The organism is Nocardioides zeae (assembly GCF_030818655.1).
GTDB classification, from domain to species: domain Bacteria; phylum Actinomycetota; class Actinomycetes; order Propionibacteriales; family Nocardioidaceae; genus Nocardioides; species Nocardioides zeae_A.
Window position 1 is genome coordinate 1,157,424 of record NZ_JAUTAN010000001.1, and the last position, 20,315, is coordinate 1,177,738.

Consider the following 20,315-nt stretch of genomic DNA (forward strand, 5'->3'; position numbering starts at 1 on the left):
TCCTCCTGCGGAGATGACGGACGGCCCCGCCCAGAGTAGGACGGGGCCGTCTGCCGGTGTGGATCAGCGGCTGATCAGGAGTCGATCAGACCTCGAAGTGACCCGCCTCGAGGCGTGCCTTCAGGTCGCGGAGGAAGCGACCGGCGTCGGCGCCGTCGACGATGCGGTGGTCGTAGGTCAGCGACAGGTAGACCATGTGGCGCACCGCGATCGTCTCGCCCAGGTTGGGGTCGTCGATCACGACCGGACGCTTCACCACGGCACCGGGGCCGAGGATCGCGACCTGCGGGCTGTTGATGATCGGCGTGTCGAACAGCGCGCCGAAGCTGCCCAGGTTGGTGATCGTGAACGTGCCGCCCGAGAGCTCGTCCGGCCCGATCTTGTTGGTGCGGGTGCGCTCCGCGACGTCCGCGATCTTCTTGGCCAGGCCCGAGATCGACAGGTCGCCGGCGTCCTTCACGACGGGCGTGATGAGGCCCTTCGGGGTGTCGACGGCGAACGCGACGTGCTCCACGTCGTGGTAGGTCACCGTCTCGGCCTCGGTGTCGAGCGAGGCGTTGAGGACGGGGTGCTCCTTGAGCGTGTCCGTGGCCGCCTTCGCGAAGAAGGGCAGGTAGGACAGCTTGACGCCCTCGCGGGCGAGGAACTCGGCCTTCTTCGCGTCGCGGAGGCGCGCGATGTTGGTGACGTCGACCTCGACGACCTGCGTCAGCTGCGCGGCACCGTGGAGCGACTCGACCATGCGCGAGGCGATGATCTTGCGCAGGCGCGACAGCTTCTCCGTCGTGCCCCGCAGCGGCGACGGCGTGGCCGGCGCGCCGGCGGACGAGGCGGCCGCGGGAGCGGCGGCGGCCGGAGCGGCCGGGGCGGGAGCCGCGGCGGCCTCCTTGGCCTTGGCGGCGGCGTCGAGCACGTCCTGCTTGCGGATGCGCCCGCCGACACCGCTGCCGGTCACGGTGGCGAGGTCCACGTCGTGCTGCGCGGCGAGCTTGCGCACCAGCGGCGTGACGTAGGTGCCCGCGTCGGCGGAGGAGTCCTGCTCCGACGAGGCGGTCTGCGACGGCTGCGCGCGGCACCGGCGGGAGCCGAGCCGGGCTCGGCCGACTTGCCGGGGGCCGGGTCGGCCTTCGGCGCCGGCGTGGGCTCGGGCTTGCTCTCCGCGGCGGGTGCCGGCTCCGGCTCGGGCTCCGGCTCGGGCTCCGGCTCGGGCTCCGGCTCCGGCTCGGGCTCGGGCTCGGCGGCCGCCGGGGCGGCGGAGCCGTCACCGATGATGGCGAGCTCGGCGCCGACCTCGACGGTCTCGTCCTCGTCGGCCTTGATCTCCAGCAGCGTGCCCGCGACGGGCGAGGGGATCTCGGTGTCGACCTTGTCGGTGGAGACCTCGAGCAGCGGCTCGTCGACGGCGACCTCGTCGCCGACCTGCTTGAGCCAGCGCGTCACGGTGCCCTCGGTGACGGACTCGCCCAGCGCGGGGAGCGTCACGGCGGTGCCGGAACCGCCGCCGGAGCCACCGGAGGCGGCGGGCTTGGACTCGGTCTTCTCCGCCTCGGGGGTCTCGTCGCCGGGGGGCAGCTCGCCCTTCTCCTCGACGATCTCCTGCTCCTGCTCGGCCTTCTTCGCGGCCTGCTCCTCGTCGGCGGGCTGCGCCTCGGGAGCGACGGTCTCGTCGGGCGTGCCGGCGTCGCCGCTGCCCTCGTCCTCGTCGCCCACAACGGCCAGCACCGCGCCGACCTCGACCGTGTCGTCCTCGTCGGCCTTGATCTCCAGCAGCGTGCCGGCGACCGGGGACGGGATCTCGGTGTCGACCTTGTCGGTCGAGACCTCGAGCAGCGGCTCGTCGACGGCGATCGTGTCTCCCACCTGCTTCAGCCAGCGGGTCACGGTGCCTTCGGTGACGGACTCGCCGAGGGCCGGCAGGGTTACTTCGGTCGCCATGTGCTTCCTATTCGTCTCGTTCTGAACGTCTGTCGGAGGGGTGTGCCGGTTCGTTCCGGGGCGCCGCGGGGGCGCTCCGCGTCAGGGATGCACGTCGACGGGGTGTGGTGGTGGCGTCGAGCGCAGGGCGAGAGCACGGTCTGCATCGGCACGGCCCCGGTGGGGGCCGGTCGATCGAGGGTCCGTCACGAGGCGCCTCCACGCATCCGGAGCTGTGCTGTCGGACGACCATCCTTGCACTACCACCGCAGCCGGGCCCACCCGGATGGCCCGGCGATTCCCCTACCACCGGGTAGGGGTCGGGAGGCGAACGCTCGGTCGGTCGTGCGGTTCGCGGAGTCCTGCCTCCACGAACGGGTGGGGCGCGGCAGAATGGGGCGCATGGCACTGTTCGACCGCTTCCGCCGGGGCCCCCGGACCAGCGCTCCGCTCCGCGACGGACTGCGCACGGGCTCGACCCGCGTGCGGGCCTCCGACTCCGCCGACGCGCAGCACCTCCTGCAGTGGATCCAGACCCGTCGCGGCATCGAGGGCTTCGTCGAGCCGCGCACCGCGGTCAACGACGTCACTTTGCTGCTCGTCGCGCACGACGGGGAGTGGACCCGGCGTCGCGTCCCGTCCGTCGCGTGGGCGCACGCCTTCGCCAACAAGCACCAGATCCCGTCGTACGACGCCGCCGTCGTGGGCGTGCCGCAGCGGATGCGGGAGTACAACCGGCGCAAGAAGGCCGAGGGCATCTGAGCGGTACGGCGCGCGGGCTCTCAGTCGGGCTCACGTCGTGTAACGCGGTGTCCGGGCAACTGTGGAAGGGGTAGACCACCGCAGAAGTGGCCTGGACACCGCGTTACACGACGAGGGGTCGGCTGGTGGGGACGGACGCCGCCCCCGTCGACACGACGGTCCCCCGCGGGCGGGTGGGGCGGAGATCCCACCGCTCCCACGACGCCTGACGACTTGTAACGCGGTGTTAGTGCTACCTGACCCGTGGTCGACCACTGCCACAGTTGCCCGGACACCGCGTTACACGGCGGAGGTCAGCCAGCAGCGCGCGCCGCAGCCAAGCGCCGCGCGTACGCCACGAGCGTCGGCACCGCGGCGCCGGTGCCGCCCGGCGTCAGGTGCCCGGTCGCGCCGCCGGAGTGGAACGCCGGGCCGGCGATGTCGAGGTGGGCCCAGGGCCGGCCGTCGGTGAACTCGCGGAGGAACGCGCCGGCGAACAGACCGCCGCCCCAGCGCACCCAGTCGTGCTGGGCGAGGTCGGCGACCTTGCTGCTGCGCACGCGCTCCTTCATCTCGGGCGGCAGCGGCATCGGCCACATGGCCTCGCCCGCGCCGGCCGCGGCGGCGACGACGTCGGCGACGACCTCGTCGGAGCCCATGACCCCGCTGATCCGGTCGCCCAGCGCGACGACCATCGCCCCGGTGAGGGTGGCGACGTCGAGGATGACGTCGGGCTCGCGCTCGGTGGCGCGTACGAGGGCGTCGGCCAGCACGAGCCGGCCCTCGGCGTCGGTGTTGGACACCTCGACGGTGGTGCCGCCGTAGATCCGCAGCACGTCGCCGGGGCGCGTCGCGCTGCCGGAGACCATGTTCTCGGCCATCGGCGCGAAGGCCGAGACCGCGACGGGCAGCCCGAGCTCGGCGATCGCCAGGGTGGCCTGCACGACGGCGGCCGCGCCGGCCATGTCGCACTTCATCGTGGTCATCGAGCCGCCGGGCTTGATGGAGAGACCGCCGGAGTCGAAGGTGATGCCCTTGCCGACGAGCGCGAGGTGCGCGACCGCGTCGGCGGGCGCGTAGGACAGCTCGACGAGCCGCGGGGGCGCGCTCGATCCGGCGCCGACGCCGAGGATGCCGCCGCAGCCCAGCTCGGCCAGGGACGTCTCGTCGTGGACGGTGATCTCGACCTTCGGGGCGCCACGGCCCTTGGTGGCCGCCTTGTGGGCGGCGACGACGGCGTCGGCGAAGGCGGGCGGGGTGAGGTCGACCGGGGGCGTGTTCACCCAGTCGCGGGTGGCGGCGACCGCGCGGGCGACGACCTCCGCGTCGGTCGCGCCCTGCTGCACGTCGGCGCGGCGCGCGGCGGCGGACAGCACGACCACCTCGGGGGCGCGCGTGTCCTCGCTCCGGGTCTCCTCCCGGTAGGCGGTGAAGCGGTAGCCGCCGAGCGCCCAGCCCTCGACGACCGCCGTCACCAGGGCGGCGTCGTCGGCGGGCAGCGCCAGGGCCACGGTCGCGGCGTTCGTGGCCGCGCGGGCAGCGGCGCCGGCGGCACGCCGTACGGCGGCGGGGTCGCGCTCCGCGCCCTCTGCCCCGAGGCCCACGAGCACGAGCAGCGGCGACGTGATCCCGTCCGCGGAGGGCAGCAGCCGCGTCTCGCCCTCGTCCCCGGTCACGCCGAGCGTGGTGAGGAGCGGGTGGAGCCGGCGACCGTAGGCCGCCGCCACGTCCTCCGCGCCCGCCGCGAGGCGAGGCCCCTGCTCCGTGCGCACCACGCCGACGACCACGGCGTCGGCACGCGTCTTGGCGGGGCTGGCCTTGCTGAGGGTGTAGGACGTCACGCTCCCTGATGCTAGGTGACGCGGGGGTGACGTAGTTTCGCCCCCATGGCCGTCACCCCCGCGCCCACCGACCTCCTCCGCTCCCCGTTGCACGAGCGCCACGTCGCGCTCGGGGCGAAGCTGGCGCCGTTCGGGGGGTGGGCGATGCCGGTGGAGTACGCCGCGGGCACCGCCGCCGAGCACACCGCGGTCCGCGAGCGGGTGGGCCTCTTCGACGTCAGCCACCTCGGCAAGGCGAGCGTGCGGGGGCCGGGGGCGGCGGCGTACGTCGACTCCGTCCTCACCAACAGCCTCGGGCGGATCGCGCCAGGTCAGGCGCAGTACACGCTCTGCTGCGCCGCGGACGGCGGCGTCGTCGACGACCTCATCGCCTACCTCCGCGCCGACGACGACGTGTTCCTCGTGCCCAACGCCGCCAACACGGCCGCGGTGGTCGCGATCCTGCGCGACGGCGCCCCGGCGGGCGTCGAGGTGCGCGACGAGCACCGCGACCACGTCGTGCTCGCCGTCCAGGGGCCGTCCTCCGACGCGGTCCTCGAGGCGGTCGGGCTGCCGGCCGGTCACCCCTACATGTCGTTCCGCGACGCCGCGCTCGACGGCGGGTCCGTCGTCGTGTGCCGCACCGGCTACACGGGGGAGCGCGGCTACGAGGTCGTCGCCCCCGTCGCGCTCGCCGAGCCCCTCTGGGACGCGCTGGTCGCCGCGGGGGAGCCGCACGGCCTGCTGCCCGCGGGCCTCGGGGCGCGCGACACGTTGCGGACGGAGATGGGCTACCCGCTCCACGGCCAGGACATCGCGCCGACCATCACGCCCGTGCAGGCACGGCTGGGTTGGGCGGTCGGCTGGGACAAGCCCGCCTTCGCCGGCCGCGACGCCCTGCTCGCCGAGCGCGCGGCCGGTCCGCAGCGGGTGCTGCGGGGGCTGAGGGCGGTCCGCCGCGGGATCCCGCGGCCCGGGATGCGGGTGCTCGACGCGGAGGGCGGCGAGCTCGGCCTCGTCACCTCGGGGACCTTCTCGCCGACCTTGCGCACCGGGATCGCGCTGGCCCTGCTCGACCGGGCGGTCGCCGAGGGCGACGAGGTCGTCGTCGACGTGCGGGGCCGCTCCGAGGCGTTCACCGTCGTGCGGCCGCCGTTCGTGGAGGCCTCGGCCCGCTGAGCCGCCGGGCCTCGCTCAGCCGAGCGCCAGCGCGCTCACGACGAGCGTCACGGTGACGGCGGACTCGACGCACGCGCCGTACACGTCCCCCGTGACGCCGCCGAAGCGGCGGCGGCAGCGCCGGACGAGCAGGTACGCCGCGCCCTGGCCCGCGACGACCCCGAGGCCGAGCGCGAGGAGCCACCGGGCGGGATCGGACGGGGCGGCCACGGCGGTCCCGACGCCGGTGGCCACGGCCAGCGCCCCGAGCGCGAGCGCGACCGCCACGGCCGCCCGGGAGCGGGACACCGCACCGGCCACCGTCGCTCCCAGGCCGTCGCCGCGTGCGGCCGGCCAGGACGGGGTGCAGAGCCAGGGCAGGGTGACGCGACCGGCCACGAGGGCCAGCCCGACGGCGACGGCGCCGAGCACCGGGTCCCGGCCGAGGAGCGTGCCGGCCGCGGCGACCTGGGCCAGCAGCGCGAGCACGAGGGTCGCGACGCCGAACGGCCCGATGTCCGACTTCTTCATGATGGCCAGCGCGGGTTCGCCGGAGCGACCCGACCCGAGGCCGTCGGCCACGTCGGCGAGACCGTCGAGGTGCAGCGCCCGCGTCAGCCCGGCGGCCCCGGCGACGGCAACCGTCGCGAGCAGGAGCGGCGCGGAGCCGAGGTGGGCCAGCACGCCGGCAGGCACGGCGAGCAGCAGCGCCAGCACGAGGCCGACACCGGGCGCGACCGCCATGGCGACGCCGGCCACGTCGCGGTCCACGCGCCGCGGGGGCGGCACGCGCAGCACGGAGAGCGTGCCCACGGCGAGCCGCACGCCGTCGCCGAACGGGCTGCCGGTCCCGGTCACAGCGTCACCACCCGGCCGGCGACGCACCAGCGCACGTCCTCCGTCGCGGCCGCCACGGCGGCGTTGAGGCGTCCCATCGCGTCGCGGAACAGGCGTCCCGAGGCCGTGGCCGGCACGATGCCCTGGCCGACCTCGTTGCTGACGGCGACGACCCGGCGGGAGGTGCCCCGCCAGGCGTCGAGCAGCGCGGCCACCTCGGTCTCGACCGCGGACCAGGCGGCGGCGTGGTCGGGGGCGGAGGGCTCCCACGCGCCGTACCGGTCGATGACGCCCGTGAGCCACAGCGTGAGGCAGTCGACGAGCAGCGCCTCGTCGGGCACGTCGGCGGCGAGGAGCGCGACGAGGTCGAGGGTCTCGACCGTGCGCCAGTGCGCCGGGCGGCGCTCCACGTGGAGCGCCACGCGCTCGGCCCACTCGGCGTCGCCGTCGCGGCGGCCGCTGGTCGCGACGTACGCCACCCGCGGCTCGCCCGCCACCAGCCGCTCGGCCTCGACGGACTTGCCGGAGCGGGCGCCGCCGAGGACCAGCGTGCGGCCGCCGGGGCGCGGCGTGACGGTGCCCGGCACGAGCTCGGTGCCGTCGTCGACCACGCGGGCGCCGACGGCGGCGAGACGGCGCGCGAGCTCCGGTGTCGGCGGGTTGTGGTGGGAGAGGTGGACGGCGACGACGTCCGTGCCGTCCGTGACGGCCCCGATCTCGCGGAGCCGCCGGACCTGCTCGGCGAACGTGGCGAGGGCGAGGTGCTGCTCCCCGGCGAGGTCGCCGCGGTCGCCGAAGGTCTCCTCGAGGAGCACGACGTCGTACGCCGCGCCCTCCGCCGCCGCCACCGTCGCCGCGGGCAGGGGACCGGTGTCGGTGGCGTGCAGGACGCGCGTGCCGTCGGGGGTCGTCACGTCCCAGAGGACGGCCTCGGCGGCGTCGGCCGCGCCGAGGCCGGTGGTGTGCGCGGCGGCCAGCACCCGCACGTCGTAGCCCACCAGGTGGTGGCGCTCGCCGGGCGCGACCGGCAGCCACGTCACCGGGGCGTCCTCCGGCAGCCACGCGCGCGCGGCGGCGATCGCGTCGGGCGGACCGGCGACCGTGAGCGGCGCGGCGGTGACCCAGCCCCGGTGCATCAGGGCCGCGGGGCTGAGGTGGTCGGAGTGCTGGTGGGTCACGAGCAGGAGGCGGACGCCGGCGAGGTCGACGCCCGCGCGGGTGGCCGCCTCGGGCGTGCTGGGTCCGCAGTCGAGGAGCACGGTGCCGTCGAGGAGCGCGGCGGTCTGGCCGCGCACCCGGCCGGCCGCGCGCTCCGCACCGCAGGAGGCGCAGCGGCAGAACGCCTGGGGCCAGCCGTCGGCGGCACCGGTGCCGAGGAGTCGCACGCTCACCGGGTCATTGTCGGGTCCGTTGTCGGGGGCGGGCACCCGCCCCTAGTCTCGGGGGCGTGAACCTCCCCGACGCGCCGTCCGCCTTCCGCTCCCCGACGCCCCCGGAGCAGCTCTGGTGGTGGCGCGCGGAGGACCGGGACGGCAACGAGGTGACCGTGACCGGCGAGCACGCCGACGAGCGGTTCCCCAGCCAGTCCGACGCCGAGTCGTGGGTGGGCGAGGTCTTCGGCGACCTGGTCGAGCAGGGCGTCGACGCGGTGGTGCTGTTCGAGGGGGAGCGCCGGGTCTACGGCCCGATGTCGCTGCACCCCTGACGGTCGGGCTCCTTCCCAGCATGCGGACGCGGCCCTGATCCCGCCGTCAAAGTCGATCGGTTCTCTACAGTTCCGGCCATGACGGATCGCCGCCCGCCTGACTTCTTCCTCCTCGGCGTGCCCAAGGCCGGCACGACCGCGCTGCACGCCGCGCTGACGCAGCACCCGGGCCTCTACCTCAGTCCCGTGAAGGAGCCGAAGTACTACCTCTGCGGCGACGCGCCGCCGGCGGCGTACCGCGGCCCCGGCGACGCCCACAGCCAGCAGGAGTGGGTGTGGCGCCGCGACGACTACCTCGCGCTGTTCGACGGAGCGCCGGAGGGCGCGCTGCGCGGCGAGAGCACGCCGTTCTACCTCTACCACCGCGACGCCCGTCGTCGGATCGCCGAGGACGCGCCCGCCGCGAAGCTCGTCGTGGTGCTCCGCGACCCGGTCGACCGGGCGTACTCCAACTGGATGCACCTGTGGATGGACGGCCTGGAGCCCGTGCCGGACCTCGTCGCCGCGGCCGCGCTCGAGGAGCAGCGCATCGCCGACGGCTGGGCGCCGTTCTGGCACTACCGGGGCCTGGGGCGGTACGGCGAGCAGCTGCAGGACCTCTACCGCCACGTCCCGCGGGAGCAGGTGCTCGTGCTGCGCTACCGCGAGATCGTCGACGCCCCGACCGCGACGCTCGCGCGGGTCTTCGCGTTCCTGGGGGTGCCGTCGATCGAGGTGGCGGAGATCCCGCCGGACAACTCGCGGGGGTACGTCGGGCCCGGTGTGCGCAACGCCGTGCTCGGGCGGGTGATCCGGGCGGGGGCCTGGGCCGGGCAGTTCGCGCCTCCCGAGCACTGGCGTCGGCTGAGCGCGCCCCTCGTCGGCCAGCTGCACCGCGGCGGCAGCGCCGACCGGCCGCGGCTGACGCCGGAGCAGCGCGCGACCCTGCTGGAGCCGCTGCGCGACGACATCGCGCTGCTCGAGGAGGTCACCGGCGAGTCCTTCGCCGACTGGCTCGACCCCCAGCGCGCCGGGAGCACGTTCGCCGGCCGGCGCGGGAGCTGAGCGGGTCCCCGCTCAGCCGGCCGGCTGCAGCACCGTGACGAGGTCGTGCGCGCCGTCGGGACGGGCGCGCTCGACGTAGAACCGCGTCGACCCGTCCGGCAGCGGCACGGCCGTGACGTAGCGCAGGGCGCCGTCGGAGTGCGCCGACCGCTGCACCGGTACGTCGCGGTCCGCCGCCAACGGGCTGGCCGGGCCCGCCGCGGGGTCGGTGCCGCGGGCCAGCCCCGTCGTCTCGTGCCAGTTGTCCTCGGCGCGGGCGCGGCCGTCGTAGAGCGCCACCAGCGGGTCGAGCGACAGCACCGCCGTCACCCGCGTCCCGCGGGAGTCCCAGCCCCCGGGCTCCGGCGCGAGGACGGTGCCCTGACGCTCCCAGGCGAGGCCGTCCGCACTGGTGGCGTAGCTCGTCGACATCCGGTCCTCGTGGCCGGGCACGTCGAGGGGGTGCTCGCAGATCCAGGCGTGCCAGCGGCCCTCGGTGTCCAGCACGACGACCGGGTCCTTGACCGCGGTCGCGGCGTCGCCGTCCAGCACGACCGTGCGCGTCCCGTCGGGCAGGCCCTCGAGGGTGTCGGCGTCGAGCGCCTCGATCCACCAGTGCTTGCTGCCCGGGGTGGCGCACGACAGGTAGAGACGCCAGCCGCCGTCCGGGCGCTGCAGCAGCACGGGGCGCTCGAACGACTCCGCCCCGAACGCGTCGCGGTGCACCTCGGCGACCGTCTCGAACCGCACCCCGTCCCTCGACCGGGCCACCACGGTGGTGACGCCACGGCCCTCGGTGAGCGGGCGTCGTACGCGGTAGGTCAGGTGGACGGCCCCGTCGGCCCACGTCGCGGTCGCCGCGCCGGCCCAGTTGCCCGCGCCCGGCGCGGGGGCGGGCACCGCCACCTCGGCGTCGGGCGTGGCGAGGTCGGGGAGGTCGGGGAGGTCGGGGAGCGGGGGGAGGGTGCCGGACACGGCTCGGAACACTACCGTCGGGCGCCCGGCCGCGGCGGTAGTCTCACGGCCGTGCAGGCCTACCTCGACCTCGTCCGCCACATCCTCGACGAGGGAGTGGAGAAGCCCGACCGCACGGGCACCGGCACGCTCAGCGTGTTCGGCCACCAGATGCGCTTCGACCTGACCGCCGGCTTCCCCCTCGTCACGACGAAGAAGGTGCACACGCGCTCGGTCTTCGCCGAGCTGCTGTGGTTCCTGCGCGGCGACACCAACGTGCGCTGGTTGCAGGAGCGCGGCGTGACGATCTGGGACGAGTGGGCGGACGAGGACGGCGAGCTCGGCCCCGTCTACGGCGCGCAGTGGCGCTCCTGGCCCACGCCCGACGGCGGCTCCATCGACCAGATCGCCAAGATCATCGAGCAGATCCGCACCGACCCCGACTCGCGACGGCACGTCGTCAGCGCCTGGAACGTGGCGCAGGTCGACGACATGGCGCTGATGCCGTGCCACACGGTGTTCCAGTTCTACGTCGCGCCGGCGCGGGACGGCGGGCGGCCGCGGCTGTCGTGCCAGCTCTACCAGCGCTCGGCCGACGTCTTCCTCGGCGTGCCGTTCAACATCGCGTCCTACGCGCTGCTCACCCACATGGTCGCTCACGTGCTCGACCTCGAGGTCGGGGACTTCGTGCACACGCTCGGCGACGCGCACCTCTACCTCAACCACCTCGACCAGGCGCGCCTGCAGCTCACGCGGGAGCCGCGTCCGCTGCCGACGCTGTGGCTGGACCCGGCCGTGCGGGAGATCGACGGGTTCGACCTGGAGCACGTGGAGGTGCGGGGCTACGACCCGCACCCGGTCATCAAGGCGCCGATCGCCGTATGACCACCCCCGGCGGCCTCACCGTCACCTGCGTCGCCGCCGTCGCGCGCAACGGCGTCATCGGGGACGGGCCGGACATCCCGTGGAAGGTCCCGGGGGAGCAGACGGAGTTCAAGCGCCGCACCCTCGGTACGACGCTGCTGATGGGCCGCGCGACCTACGCGTCGATCGGCCGACCGCTGCCCGGGCGCACGACGGTCGTGCTGACGCGGGACGCCTCGTGGAGCCCGGGGCACGACGGGGTCCACGTCGCCCGTGACCTCGACGCGGCCGTGGCGATCGCCGACGAGCTGGGTCGGCCGGTCAGCGTGGCGGGCGGGGCGCAGGTGTACGCCGCGGCGCTGGCCGCCCCCGGTCTGGTCGACGCGCAGGTGCTGACCGAGATCCCGCTCGAGGTGGAGGGCGACGTGCGCTACCCGGCGGTCGACGCGGCCGGTTGGCCGGTGGTCGATCGCGACGAGCGCGAGGGGTTCACCGTGGTGGTGCGCTGGCGCGGGGAACGGCTCGAGGCCCTGGCGGCGCTCCTGGGCGGCCCGGTCGCCGGCCCGGTGCTCCTGCACGGCGGCACCCATGCGACGACCCTCGCCGTCCGGCAGGGGGACCGCGACCTCGTGGCGCGGTGGTTCCCGCCGGGCGACCCGGCGGTCGAGCGGGAGCGGGCGGTGCTGGCGTCGGCTCCGCCCCTGGCGCCCGGTCACGTCGCGGACGGGGCCACGCCCTGGGGGCCCGTGCTCGTCACGACCCGGCTCGCGGGCGGGCCGCCACCGGCCGGTGCCGCGCCGGAGGACCTCGCCCCCGCGATGGCGGAGACGCTGGCGGCGGTGCACGCGCACGACGCGGCCGGGCTGCGCGCCTCGACGGCGACCGCAACGCCGACCTCGGGGCGCACCGTCCTGGTCCACGGCGACTTCTGGAGCGGCAACCTGCTGTGGGACGGGCCGGGGGACGGGCTGGAGGACGGTCCGCGCGTGGTCGGCGTCGTCGACTGGACCGGCGCGTGCCGGGGCCCGGCCGAGCTCGACGTGGCCTGGGCGCGCCAGGACCTGGTGCTCCTCGGGTCGGTCGAGGCGGCCCGGATCTTCCTCGAGGCCTACGAGCGGGCCAGCGGGTCCCGGCTCGGCGACGTGGCCGCCTGGGACCGGTGGGCCGCGGAGCGCGCCGCCCCGCAGGTCGCCGGGTGGGCGGCGAACTACGCGGGGATCGGGCGGCCGGACCTCGTCGGCGGGGTGCTCGTCGAGCGGCTCGAGCGGTTCGCCGCCGCGCTGGGCTGACGGGCGTCGCTGTCTTCCAGCGCGCATTTCTGTCATCTCGGCGCTGCTGCCGTGCGCGTTTCTCCCATCTCGGCACTCCTGCCGTGCGCGTTCCTCCCATCTCGACGCTGCTGCCGCGGCGTACGTGACAACTCGGCGCATTGTGTAACAATCGCCCCTGTGTCCCGCGCCCCCGCTGTGTTCGCCGTGCTGCTGGCGGCGGCGTGCTTCGCCACGACCGGCACGGCGCAGGAGCTCGCCGACGTCGGCGCGAGCGCCACGTCGGTCGGAGCGGCCCGGATCGTCGTCGGTGGCGGGATCCTGGGCCTCGTCGCCCTGCTCGCGGCGCGGTCGAGCGGACCGGTCGTCCCGTCGAGCACGAGCCGCCTCCCGACCTGGCTCGTCGTCGCGGTCGGTGCTGCCGGCGTCGTGGCCTACCAACCCTTCTTCTTCGCCGGTACGGCGCAGAACGGCGTCGCCGTCGGCACCGTCGTGGCCCTCGGTTCGGCGCCCGTGGCGACAGGCGTGCTCGACGCCCTCGTCCGCCGGCAGCTGCCCTCGCTGCGGTGGTGCGCTGCGACGGCCGTGGCGCTCGTCGGCGTGGTCCTCGTGTCGGGCCTCGTCGGAGCGGGACCCGGGGCGCTGCACGTCGCGGGCGTCGCGTCCTCGGTGGCGGCGGGCGCGTCGTACGCCCTCTACGCCCTCGCCGGGAAGCTGCTCCTCGATCGCGGGTGGAGCGCGAGCGCGTCGATGGGGGCGACGTTCGGGACGGCGGCGGTCGCGAGCGTCCCGCTGCTCCTGCTGACCTCGACCGCGTGGCTGACCACGCCCCGGGGCCTCGCGCTGGTGCTGTGGCTCGGCGTCGTCACGACCGCGGTGGCGTACCTCCTGTTCGGCTGGGGCCTGCGCCGCCTCGAGCCCACGACCGTGGCGACCCTGACGCTCGCCGAGCCCCTTGGGGCTACGCTGCTGGGCCTGCTCGTGCTGCAGGAACGCCTCACCGGGCTCGCGTCGCTCGGCCTCGTCGTGCTCGTCGTCGGCCTCGCGATCCTCAGCTTGCCGCAGCGGCGGGGGAGGAGGCTCGATGTCGCCCCGGCGGCGTGAGGCCGCGCCCGGCCCGACCGCGGTCGAGCGCCTGGCGGCGACCCTCCGGGACGCGATCCTCGAGCGCGGCGCGCTCGCGCCGGGCGACCCGCTGCGCGAGGAGGACCTCGCCCGCGACCACGACGTCTCGCGCCACACCGCCCGCGCGGCGCTGGCGCTCCTGCGCGCCGAGCGCCTGGTCGTGGCGGTGCCCTACGCGGGTGCCCGCGTCGCGACCCTCGACGACGCCGCGCTCGGCGCGCTGCAGGAGCTCCGGGCCGCGCTCGAGACGGAGGCGGTGCGCCTGGTCACCGAGCGGCACGGCAGCCCGTGGCCGGCAGAGGTGCGGATGCCGATGGACGCGGCCGTCGACGCGCTCGCCACGGCGGAGGCGGCCGACGACTGGCGCGCCACGCTCCACGCCCACGCCGCCGTCCACCGCGCGGTGGTCGAGGCGGCCGACAGCCCGCGGATCGCCGCGGCCCACGCACAGCTGGAGTCCGAGATCCTGCTCGTGCTCGCCCACCTCCGGCCCGACTACCCGGCAGGGTCCCTGGCGGAGGAGCACCGCTGCTACCTCGACGCGTTGCCCGAGCGGGCCGGCGCCGCCGTGCGGGAGCACCTCGACCGCTCGACCGGTCTCATCCGCGCGGCCCGGAGAGCCGTGGGCGGCGTCTGACAGGCTGGCGGTCATGGACCTCCGCATCTTCACCGAGCCCCAGCAGGGCGCGACGTACGACGACCTCCTCGCCGTCGCCCAGGAGACCGAGCGCCTCGGGTTCGACGCGTTCTTCCGCTCCGACCACTACCTCCACATGAGCGGCGACGGCCTGCCTGGTCCGAGCGACGCGTGGACCACGCTGGCGGGTCTCGCCCGTGAGACCAGCACCATCCGGCTCGGCACCCTCATGACCTCGGCGACCTTCCGGCACCCCGGCGTGCTGGCGATCCAGGTGGCGCAGGTCGACCAGATGTCGGGCGGCCGGGTCGAGCTCGGGCTGGGCGCCGGGTGGTTCGAGGGCGAGCACGCGGCGTACGGCATCCCCTTCCTCGACACGCGCGAGCGCTTCGACCGGTACGCCGAGCAGCTCGAGATCGTCACCGGCCTGTGGGCGACGCCGGAGGGGGAGCGCTACTCGTTCGCGGGCGAGCACTACACGCTGACGGACTCGCCCGCCCTGCCGAAGCCGGCCCAGGCCAAGCCGCCGGTGCTCGTCGGGGGGCTGGGCAAGCGCCGTACGCCGGAGCTCGCCGCGCGCTACGCCGACGAGTTCAACCTCCCCTTCGTCGACCTCGACACGACGCGGGCCCAGTTCGCCCGGGTGCGCGAGGCGTGCGGGGCCATCGACCGGGACCCCGCCACGCTGACGTGGTCCAACGCGCTCGTCGTCTGCGTCGGTGTGGACGAGGCGGAGATCGCGCGCCGTGCCGCCGCGATCGGGCGCGAGGTCGACGAGCTGCGGGCCAACGGTCTGGCCGGCACGCCGAGCGAGGTCGTGGACCGGCTCGGCCAGTTCGCGGAGGCCGGGTCGCAGCGCGCCTACCTGCAGATGCTGGACCTGGGCGACCTCGACCACCTGCGGCTCATCGCCGCCGAGGTGCTCCCGCACGTCTGAGCCGACGCCACCAGCCCGGGCGCGCGGACGGACCGTCCGCGCGCCCGGCGTCGGGGTAGACCTCGTCCGTGCCGAGGTGGCGGTGGGTGGCCGTCGTAGGGCCCGATCTTCGTCAGGGTGTCCCCGTCGCGCAGCACCACCTGCAGCCCGTGCTCCGGCTCCCAGTCGCAGCTCGACTCGATGTCGACGTACCAATCGTCGCCGTGACGCACGACGTGCAGCTCGTCGCCGATCTCCACCTGCGACCACACGTCCTCGGGGCGGCTCAGCGGGTCCGAGAAGCGCCACTCGGCCGCCACGTCGGAGTAGTAGGCCCACAGGAACGGCGTCAGCGTCGCCCGGAACTCCGGCGGCAGCCCGGTGAGCCGACGCAGCACGGCCGCGACCTCGGCGAGGTCGGCCTCGGGGTCGTCGACGACGACGGTGCCCAGCACGCCGAGGCCGGGCACCTCGAGCCGGGTGTCGCCGACCAGCCAGCCGAGCCGTTCGTCCAACGTGAAGGTGCCGAATCCGGGGATCTCCGCCATGCGCACCACCGTGCCGCCCCGCGACGCTGGTGAAACCCCGCCGGCTGCCGGCCTCCTGCGGTGCGCCGCCTGCAGCCGGGCGCCGCGGCAGGGATAGCCTGTCCCTCGTGACCACTGCTGCTCCCGCCGCGCCGTTCGGCCGCGTCCTGACCGCCATGGCGACCGCGTTCACCGCGGACGGCTCGCTCGACCTCGAGAGCACGCAGAAGATCGCTCGTCACCTCGTCGCGAACGGCCACGACGGCCTCGTGGTGTCCGGTACGACGGGGGAGTCGCCCACCACGACGCAGGCCGAGGACGGCGAGATCCTCGCCGCGGTCCGCGACGCGGTCGGCCCGGACGTCACCCTCGTGGCCGGCGTCGGCACCAACGACACGCGCACCTCGACCGAGCTGGCCCGCCAGGCGAACAAGAACGGCGCGGACGGCGTGCTGCTGGTGACGCCGTACTACAACAAGCCGGGTCAGAAGGGCATCCTGAACCACTTCCGGCAGGTCGTCGAGGCGGCCGAGCTCCCGGTGATGCTCTACGACATCCCGGGGCGGACGGGCTCGCAGATCGCGCTCGAGTCCTACGAGGAGATGGTCGCGTGGGAGCCGGTCGTGGCCGTGAAGGACGCGGTCGGTGACTTCGTCCGGGGCCTGCGGATCACCCAGCTCGGCTTCGCGGTCTACTCCGGCGACGACGCCCTCAACCTCGGCTGGCTCGCCCACGGCGCGAGCGGGTTCGTCTCGGTCTGCGGCCACGTCGCGGGCAACGAGCTCCGCTCCGTGCTCGACACCTTCTTCGCCGGCGACCCCGCCGGTGCCCGCGAGATCTTCACGCGGCTGCTCCCCGCGTTCGACGCCGTGATGGGCGTCCCCAACTACGGAGCCACCACCGCCAAGGCAGCACTCCAGCTCCTCGGCGTCCTCGATAACCGGAACGTGCGCAGCCCGCTCGTTCCCCTCGACGACGAGGAGGTCGCCGCCCTGCGCGCCGGCCTCGTGAAGTCGGGGCTCATCCACTAGGAGTCCGCTTGTCGCACACCCACCCCGAGCTGTCCGCCCCCCCGGAGCTGCCGAAGGGCGGCCTGAGGGTCATCCCGCTCGGAGGTCTCGGCGAGGTCGGCCGCAACATGACCGTCTTCGAGCACGAGGGCCGGCTGCTCGTCGTCGACTGCGGCGTCCTCTTCCCCGAGGACGACCACCCCGGCGTCGACCTGATCCTGCCCGACTTCGCCGCCATCCGGGACCGCCTCGACGCCGTCGAGGCGCTGGTGCTGACCCACGGCCACGAGGACCACATCGGCGCGACGCCGTACCTGCTCCGCGAGCGCAACGACATCCCGCTCGTCGGCTCGCAGCTGACGCTCGCCCTGCTCGAGGGCAAGCTGCGCGAGCACCGGCTGCGCAACCCCGTGCAGCACGTCGTCAAGGCCGGCGACGTCATCACCTTCGGCCCGTTCGAGCTCGAGATGGTGGCGGTCAACCACTCGATCCCCGACGCGCTCGCGGTGGCCATCCGCACCAGCGCCGGGCTCGTGCTGCACACCGGCGACTTCAAGATGGACCAGCTGCCGCTGGACGGTCGCATCACCGACCTCGTCTCGTTCGCGCGGCTCGGCGAGGAGGGCGTGGACCTGTTCCTCACCGACTCCACCAACGCCGAGGTGCCCGGGTTCACCACCCACGAGAAGGACATCACGCCCGCTCTCGACCGCACCTTCTACGCGAGCGACCAGCGCATCATCGTCGCCTGCTTCGCCTCCCACGTGCACCGCGTGCAGCAGGTGCTCGACATGGCGGTCAAGCACGGGCGCAAGGTGGCCTGGGTCGGCCGGTCCATGGTCCGCAACATGGGCATCGCGCGCGAGCTGGGCTACCTCAACGTGCCGCCGGGGCTCATCGTCGACGCCAAGCAGCTCACCGAGCTGCCGCCCCACCAGCAGGTGCTCATCTCGACGGGCTCGCAGGGCGAGCCGCTCTCCGCGCTGAGCCGCATCGCGCAGCGCAGCCACAACTTCGTGCACCTCGAGGAGAACGACACCGTCATCCTCGCCAGCTCGCTCATCCCGGGCAACGAGAACGCGGTCTACCGCGTCATCAACGGGCTCTCGAAGCTCGGTGCGAACGTCGTGCACAAGGGCAACGCGATGGTGCACGTCTCCGGTCACGCCAGCGCCGGCGAGCTGCTCTACTGCTACAACATCGTCAAGCCCCGCAACGTGCTCCCCGTGCACGGCGAGGTGCGGCACCTGCGGGCCAACGGCGACCTCGCCCGGGCGACCGGCGTGCCCGCCGACCGGGTGCTCCTGGCCGAGGACGGTGTGGTGGTCGACCTCGTCGACGGCGTCGCGTCGATCACCGGCAAGGTCGAGTGCGGCTACGTGTTCGTCGACGGCTCCAGCATCGGCGGCCTCTCCGAGTCCTCGCTCAAGGACCGCCGGATCCTCGGCGAGGAGGGCTTCATCTCGGTGATCGTGGTCGTCGACTCCGTGACCGGGAAGGTGCTCAGCGGTCCCGACATCCACGCCCGCGGCTTCGCCGAGGACGACTCGGCCTTCGACACGGTGCGGGGCCCGATCCTCAAGGCCGTCGAGGCGGCGATCGCGGACGGCACGACGGACAACCACCAGCTCCAGCAGACCGTGCGGCGCGTCGTCGGCCGCTGGGTCGGCGGCAAGCTCCGCCGGCGCCCGATGATCGTGCCGGTCGTCATCCAGGCCTGATCGGCCCCAGCCCGCCCCGGTCGGAGCGGCACAGCTCACGCCAGCCGGGCGTCGTCACCCACGGTGACGGCGCCCGGCTGCGTCACGACGGCGTCCGTGCCGGCCACGGGGCGGTCGCGGAGCGCGCCCAGCGCTCGGAGGAGCCCGCGCCCGGTCGGCGCCGCACCCCCGGTCACCGGGTGGTGGTCGATGACGCGGCACCGGACGATCGGCGCGAGCGGGCGGATCCTCGCTCCGCCGACGACGAGCTCTCGACCGGCCCACGACTCCTCGGTGAAGGGAGCGGCGTCGGGTCCGTCGTCGAGCACGACCGTCGCCCGCAGCCGGGCCGCCGTCGTCTCCTCCGGCTCGGCCAGCCCCGCAGCGTCGGCGAGCGCGCGCACGGTCGCACGGGTGACGACGCTGACCGCCGCGCCGTAGACGATCCCGCCCGGCGGGGCCGCGGCCAGCACGACGTCCCGGCCCAGGTGCGCGGACAGCAGGGCGGCGTGCGCCGACGCGCGGAGGGGCCGCACCGTCACGCGCCGGCCCCAGTAGTCGACGTCCAGCGTCGTACCGTCGAGCTCGGCCGCGCCCGTGGCCGTTCCGGCGGCGGTGCGCAGGGTCCACCCGCCGGCGAGCCCGAGGCGCTGGTCGAGCAGGTCGGCGTGCACGGTGAGCAGGCGGGGGTGCGCGACCGTGCGCAGCACGGTGCGCCGGTCGGCGTCGAGGGCGCACAGCAGGCGGTCGCCGACCGGACCGTCGGCGTCGAGCCGCAGCGTGCGCACGGAGGGATGGGTGGCGCCCTTGAGCAGGGCGACGCCCACGCGGTGGACGTGCATCGGAGGCCTCGTCAGAGCACGCCGGTGACGGGATCGCGGTCCGTGAGGCAGTACGCCGCGCCCGAGGGGTCGCGGAGCACGGTCCACCGCTCGCGCTCGGCGACCAGCTCGGCGCCCAGCGCCCGGTGGCGCGCGGTCTCGGCCGCGCGGTCGCTGCAGGCCACGTCGAGGTGGGCGGTGACGGCCGGCCGGTCGTCCTCGACGCGCTGGAGGAGCAGACGGATCGGCTGGCCCTCCGGACGGCGCAGCGACGAGAACGCCGTGCTGACGCTCGAGGCCTGCGGTGCCCAGCCGGTCAGGTCGGCCCAGAACCTGCGCTCCGCGTCGACGAGGTGCGCCGGCGCGTCGATGCACACCTGGTCGACGGCGGAGCTCGATCCGTCCGACCAGGTGGCAGCCGGCGCGCGGAGGCAGGCGGCGTGCGCGACGCAGCAGAAGACGAGTCCGCCGGGGGAGCGGAGCACGACGTACCCGTGCGGGCTCCGGTGCACCACCTCCGCCCCGAGGGCCACGGCCCGGTCGGCTGCCCGCGCCGGGTCGGGGACGTGCAGGTCGAGGTGGATCCGCGTGGGCGCGCCCGTCCCCGGGTCGTCGACCCGCTGGACGCGCAGGTGGTCGTGGCCGGTGGGCGGGACGAGGGTCGCGAACTCGTCGGCGTCGCCCCGCGGCGGCGACAGGCGGTGTCCCGACACGGCGGCCCAGAACGCGGGCACGGTCTCGCGGTGCGCCGCGTCGACGTCGAGGAAGGCACTCACCCAGAACGGCCGGCCGGCCGTGTCGTCCGACTCCGCCACCGGACGGTGGAGCACGGCGGAGACCGGCACCGCGACGAGGTCGGACGGTGCCGCCGGATCGAGGACGGCCTCGGCGTCGACGATCAGCGAGAAGCCGGGCGTGGAGCGGGGCGGCCACACCAGCGTCACCCGGGGGTTCGCGGCGACGTTCGCGAGCGAGCCGCGCCCCGGGGTCTGCAGCCGCAGCCGACCGGCCGCCGGGTCCGGCGCGACGTGCACCGCCTTCACGCCCGTGCCGTCGGTCGTCAGCAGGTAGCCCGTGCCGAACGACGCCAGCACGTCGGGGAGGTCCGCGAGGTCGACGACGATGCTCATGGGCTCACGGTAGAGCGCGGTGCCGACGGTGCGGCAGGCCCAGAATGGGCGTGGACACATCCGGCACCCGCGCCGGGTCCGCAGCGGCCGCTGCAGGGGGCGTGCGCCGCGATCGACGGCCTCAGGTGCTCGTCCCGGCCCAGGAGCAGTCGGAAGCACCGCGAT

General features: G+C 75.0%; 18 protein-coding genes and 2 pseudogenes. 11 read left to right on the forward strand and 9 right to left on the reverse strand.

The genetic code is table 11. From position 1 onward, the window contains the following. Positions 1-85 precede the first annotated feature (85 nt). Together sucB and QE405_RS05565 are read right to left on the reverse strand one after the other, a co-directional pair. Positions 86-1,093 (reverse strand): annotated as a pseudogene (sucB, locus tag QE405_RS05560) (2-oxoglutarate dehydrogenase, E2 component, dihydrolipoamide succinyltransferase); the annotation flags it as partial. Between the two features lie 233 nt (positions 1,094-1,326). Beyond that, positions 1,327-1,935, reverse strand: a pseudogene (locus QE405_RS05565) (biotin/lipoyl-containing protein); the annotation flags it as partial. A gap of 381 nt (positions 1,936-2,316) precedes the next feature. On the opposite strand from QE405_RS05565, the gene QE405_RS05570 reads away from it, so the two are divergent. Continuing rightward, on the forward strand, positions 2,317-2,676 hold the full coding sequence (locus QE405_RS05570; protein WP_307199219.1) for a hypothetical protein: 360 nt from the start codon (positions 2,317-2,319) through the stop codon (positions 2,674-2,676). 293 nt (positions 2,677-2,969) lie between these two features. On the opposite strand, the gene QE405_RS05575 is transcribed toward QE405_RS05570, so the two are convergent. Beyond that, on the reverse strand, positions 2,970-4,496 hold the full coding sequence (locus tag QE405_RS05575) for a leucyl aminopeptidase (RefSeq protein WP_307199220.1): 1,527 nt from the start codon (positions 4,494-4,496) through the stop codon (positions 2,970-2,972). Between the two features lie 45 nt (positions 4,497-4,541). Between QE405_RS05575 and gcvT the strand changes: the two genes are divergently transcribed. Further along, positions 4,542-5,654 (forward strand): glycine cleavage system aminomethyltransferase GcvT, encoded by a 1,113-nt coding sequence (gcvT, locus tag QE405_RS05580; protein WP_307199221.1) that lies wholly within the window; start codon positions 4,542-4,544, stop codon positions 5,652-5,654. Between the two features lie 15 nt (positions 5,655-5,669). On the opposite strand, the gene QE405_RS05585 is transcribed toward gcvT, so the two are convergent. Then, entirely contained in the window at positions 5,670-6,491 is an 822-nt protein-coding gene (locus tag QE405_RS05585) for an adenosylcobinamide-GDP ribazoletransferase (protein WP_307199222.1), read from the reverse strand. After that, positions 6,488-7,861, reverse strand: a complete 1,374-nt coding sequence (locus QE405_RS05590) for a bifunctional adenosylcobinamide kinase/adenosylcobinamide-phosphate guanylyltransferase (protein WP_307199223.1) — start codon at positions 7,859-7,861, stop codon at positions 6,488-6,490. Before QE405_RS05590 ends, QE405_RS05585 begins: the two co-directional genes overlap by 4 nt. 56 nt (positions 7,862-7,917) lie before the next feature. Here QE405_RS05590 and QE405_RS05595 point away from each other — a divergent pair, with 56 nt between their 5' ends. Together QE405_RS05595 and QE405_RS05600 are read left to right on the forward strand one after the other, a co-directional pair. Further along, complete coding sequence (locus QE405_RS05595; RefSeq protein ID WP_307199224.1) at positions 7,918-8,175, forward strand: hypothetical protein; 258 nt, start codon at positions 7,918-7,920, stop codon at positions 8,173-8,175. A 78-nt stretch (positions 8,176-8,253) separates the two neighbouring features. Beyond that, positions 8,254-9,219, forward strand: coding sequence for a sulfotransferase family protein (locus QE405_RS05600; protein ID WP_307199225.1), 966 nt, complete (start codon positions 8,254-8,256; stop codon positions 9,217-9,219). A gap of 12 nt (positions 9,220-9,231) precedes the next feature. Here QE405_RS05600 and QE405_RS05605 read toward each other — a convergent pair whose 3' ends face one another. After that, the gene (locus tag QE405_RS05605) at positions 9,232-10,173 is read right to left on the reverse strand and encodes a hypothetical protein (RefSeq protein WP_307199226.1); all 942 of its coding nucleotides are present in this window, start codon (positions 10,171-10,173) and stop codon (positions 9,232-9,234) included. Between the two features lie 51 nt (positions 10,174-10,224). Here QE405_RS05605 and QE405_RS05610 point away from each other — a divergent pair, with 51 nt between their 5' ends. The 5 genes from QE405_RS05610 to QE405_RS05630 all read left to right on the forward strand — a co-directional run bounded on the left by QE405_RS05610 (position 10,225) and on the right by QE405_RS05630 (position 14,983). Further along, on the forward strand, positions 10,225-11,037 hold the full coding sequence (locus QE405_RS05610; RefSeq protein WP_307199227.1) for a thymidylate synthase: 813 nt from the start codon (positions 10,225-10,227) through the stop codon (positions 11,035-11,037). Beyond that, the gene (locus tag QE405_RS05615; RefSeq protein ID WP_307199228.1) at positions 11,034-12,305 is read left to right on the forward strand and encodes a dihydrofolate reductase; all 1,272 of its coding nucleotides are present in this window, start codon (positions 11,034-11,036) and stop codon (positions 12,303-12,305) included. Before QE405_RS05610 ends, QE405_RS05615 begins: the two co-directional genes overlap by 4 nt. A 159-nt stretch (positions 12,306-12,464) precedes the next feature. Continuing rightward, positions 12,465-13,388, forward strand: a complete 924-nt coding sequence (locus QE405_RS05620) for a DMT family transporter (RefSeq protein ID WP_307199229.1) — start codon at positions 12,465-12,467, stop codon at positions 13,386-13,388. Continuing rightward, positions 13,369-14,046 (forward strand): GntR family transcriptional regulator, encoded by a 678-nt coding sequence (locus QE405_RS05625; RefSeq protein WP_307199230.1) that lies wholly within the window; start codon positions 13,369-13,371, stop codon positions 14,044-14,046. The genes QE405_RS05620 and QE405_RS05625 overlap by 20 nt, the downstream gene beginning before the upstream one ends. Positions 14,047-14,059: 13 nt before the next feature. Then, a complete protein-coding gene (locus tag QE405_RS05630; protein WP_307199231.1) occupies positions 14,060-14,983 on the forward strand; it encodes an LLM class F420-dependent oxidoreductase in 924 nt (307 codons plus the stop codon). On the opposite strand, the gene QE405_RS05635 is transcribed toward QE405_RS05630, so the two are convergent. After that, a complete protein-coding gene (locus QE405_RS05635; RefSeq protein ID WP_307199232.1) occupies positions 14,908-15,510 on the reverse strand; it encodes a DUF6985 domain-containing protein in 603 nt (200 codons plus the stop codon). The two genes, QE405_RS05630 and QE405_RS05635, sit on opposite strands and share 76 nt — an antisense overlap. A 107-nt stretch (positions 15,511-15,617) precedes the next feature. On the opposite strand from QE405_RS05635, the gene dapA reads away from it, so the two are divergent. Both dapA and QE405_RS05645 read left to right on the forward strand, forming a co-directional pair. Then, a complete protein-coding gene (gene dapA / locus QE405_RS05640) occupies positions 15,618-16,520 on the forward strand; it encodes a 4-hydroxy-tetrahydrodipicolinate synthase (protein WP_307199233.1) in 903 nt (300 codons plus the stop codon). 8 nt (positions 16,521-16,528) lie between these two features. Beyond that, the gene (locus tag QE405_RS05645) at positions 16,529-18,220 is read left to right on the forward strand and encodes a ribonuclease J (RefSeq protein WP_307199234.1); all 1,692 of its coding nucleotides are present in this window, start codon (positions 16,529-16,531) and stop codon (positions 18,218-18,220) included. A gap of 35 nt (positions 18,221-18,255) precedes the next feature. Here QE405_RS05645 and QE405_RS05650 read toward each other — a convergent pair whose 3' ends face one another. After that, positions 18,256-19,041, reverse strand: coding sequence for an MOSC domain-containing protein (locus tag QE405_RS05650; RefSeq protein WP_307199235.1), 786 nt, complete (start codon positions 19,039-19,041; stop codon positions 18,256-18,258). Between the two features lie 11 nt (positions 19,042-19,052). Beyond that, positions 19,053-20,150 carry a VOC family protein gene (locus QE405_RS05655; RefSeq protein WP_307199236.1) on the reverse strand — a complete coding sequence of 366 codons (1,098 nt, stop codon included), beginning with the start codon at positions 20,148-20,150 and terminating at the stop codon, positions 19,053-19,055. Positions 20,151-20,315: the final 165 nt, after the last annotated feature.

What these genes read in the sequence shown, in the direction of transcription:
- QE405_RS05570 (WP_307199219.1), top strand. Translation starts at nt 2,317, where the DNA reads ATGGCACTGTTCGACCGCTTCCGCCGGGGCCCCCGGACCAGCGCTCCG.
- gcvT (WP_307199221.1), top strand. Translation starts at nt 4,542, where the DNA reads ATGGCCGTCACCCCCGCGCCCACCGACCTCCTCCGCTCCCCGTTGCAC.
- QE405_RS05600 (WP_307199225.1), top strand. Translation starts at nt 8,254, where the DNA reads ATGACGGATCGCCGCCCGCCTGACTTCTTCCTCCTCGGCGTGCCCAAG.
- QE405_RS05615 (WP_307199228.1), top strand. Translation starts at nt 11,034, where the DNA reads ATGACCACCCCCGGCGGCCTCACCGTCACCTGCGTCGCCGCCGTCGCG.
- QE405_RS05625 (WP_307199230.1), top strand. Translation starts at nt 13,369, where the DNA reads ATGTCGCCCCGGCGGCGTGAGGCCGCGCCCGGCCCGACCGCGGTCGAG.
- QE405_RS05630 (WP_307199231.1), top strand. Translation starts at nt 14,060, where the DNA reads ATGGACCTCCGCATCTTCACCGAGCCCCAGCAGGGCGCGACGTACGAC.
- QE405_RS05635 (WP_307199232.1), bottom strand. Translation starts at nt 15,510, where the DNA reads ATGGCGGAGATCCCCGGATTCGGCACCTTCACGTTGGACGAACGGCTC.
- QE405_RS05650 (WP_307199235.1), bottom strand. Translation starts at nt 19,041, where the DNA reads ATGCACGTCCACCGCGTGGGCGTCGCCCTGCTCAAGGGCGCCACCCAT.
- QE405_RS05655 (WP_307199236.1), bottom strand. Translation starts at nt 20,150, where the DNA reads ATGAGCATCGTCGTCGACCTCGCGGACCTCCCCGACGTGCTGGCGTCG.